General features: G+C 48.0%; 2 protein-coding genes. Both read right to left on the bottom strand.

The window, feature by feature from the left end:
• On the bottom strand, positions 1-412 hold a 412-nt coding region (locus R7E00_RS22900), incomplete at its 3' end, for a SulP family inorganic anion transporter (RefSeq protein WP_318124521.1).
• A 213-nt stretch (positions 413-625) separates the two neighbouring features.
• Positions 626-1,620 (bottom strand): acyl-CoA dehydrogenase domain-containing protein (locus R7E00_RS22895; RefSeq protein ID WP_318124520.1); only part of this gene is annotated, 995 nt, incomplete at its 5' end.

Here is a 1,620-nt window from a genome sequence, read left to right as displayed (position 1 = left end):
AAAGGAAGTCAGCAAAAATTCCCAGTTTGAAACGGCTGGCCAGTACACACCAAATACCTGTCATAGCTGTCATGGTCATCACGAGCTGCCAGTGTTTGGTTGGGTCGCCAGCGGCAATTGGGGTAACGACGGCGGCGATGACGGCACAGGTTGCGGCGTCCGGGCCAACAATGAGTTGTCGGGAAGTGCCCATTAAAGCGTAAACCAGCATCGGCAGCACGCATGAGTAGAGGCCTACGATAGCAGAAACGCCAGTTAGCTGTGCATAAGCAATAGCAACAGGTAGTGCAACAGCAACAACAGAAAATGCTGCTCTAAAGTCATTCACGAGCCATTCTTTTTGATAGTTTTTAAGTTGAATGAGTCCTGGGAACCACTGAGCGAATAAGAGTCTAGCCAACAGATTTTCCATATATGTGGTTGAGATACGGTAAAGTATACATCGTTAATGGGTAAGGTCTGTGAGCTATTTATCACTCATATCGCGATCAATTGGTTTGGCTGTGGTTACAACGAGTGTCTGAGTGTGAGCATCGGATGCGTCGAAAGGGAAGGGGCGTTATTTGGATTCAGAACACAAGGAAACGGGAGCCAAAGCTCCCGTTTTTGTCTTTCTTATTGGTTTTTAAGCAACGCTATCCATTTGAGGGTAAAGTGGCTTTGCTGCCAATAGTTCCGGCTCAAAATCGTCAACGTTAATGGTATCGAGACGATGTTGCTCGGCTTCTCTCAGCAGTTCTGCTTCTTCTTGAGTGATCACGCCTTGCTCTAGACCTTCTTGAGCAATCATATCCAAGCGGAGGAATGGACGACGTTTACCTTGCGCTTTACAAACTTTGTCGAACACAGGCTCAGCTTGAAGAATCACAGACAGTGCCAGCTCCATCTTACCTGCTGGGTTGTGCTCTGTTGGCTCTAGGTACTGGCCACGGCCAATGCGCGAGCGTGTTGCACTTGGGGTTTGTAGAATACGTGCCACTTTACTGTCTAGCTTGTCACTTGGTGCTTTGCGTACACGACCGAATGGCATAATCAGAACGCGAAGTGTGCGGCCAATAACTTTGTTCGGGAAGTTTGCTAGGAACTCATCAACGGCGATTTCTGCTTGTTTTAAGCTATCTTGTAGACCCCAGTGAACCAAAGCCAAATCTTCAGCTGGACGACCATCTTGTTCAAAACGTTTTAGCGTCGCGGAGCTTAGGTATAGCTGACTGAGAATGTCACCTAAACGCGCAGATAAACGCTCTTTACGTTTCAACGAACCACCAAGTACCGCCATTGAGATATCAGACAGAAGCGCTAGGTTGGCACTGTAACGGTTTAGCTGTTGGTAGTAGCGTTTCGTTGCATCTTTAGTCGGTGCCGATGAACCTAGGCCATCGCTTAAACCAAACCAAATACTGCGAACGAGGTTACTCATGGTAAAGCTCACGTGGCCAGCTAACGCTTTGTCGAATTTCTCAACCGCGTCGCTCGCTTCTGAGTAAGCTGCGTTCATTTCTTCAAGTACATATGGGTGACAACGAATCGCACCTTGACCGAAGATGATCATCGAACGAGTCAGAATGTTTGCACCTTCTACCGTTACGGCGATTGGAGATCCTTGGTAGCCACGAGCGA

The organism is Vibrio sp. Vb1755, from assembly GCF_033338635.1.
In the GTDB taxonomy this organism is placed as follows: domain Bacteria; phylum Pseudomonadota; class Gammaproteobacteria; order Enterobacterales; family Vibrionaceae; genus Vibrio; species Vibrio alginolyticus.
The sequence above is the reverse complement of the archived record's forward strand: the minus strand, read 5'-3'. Positions and strand labels throughout refer to the sequence as shown.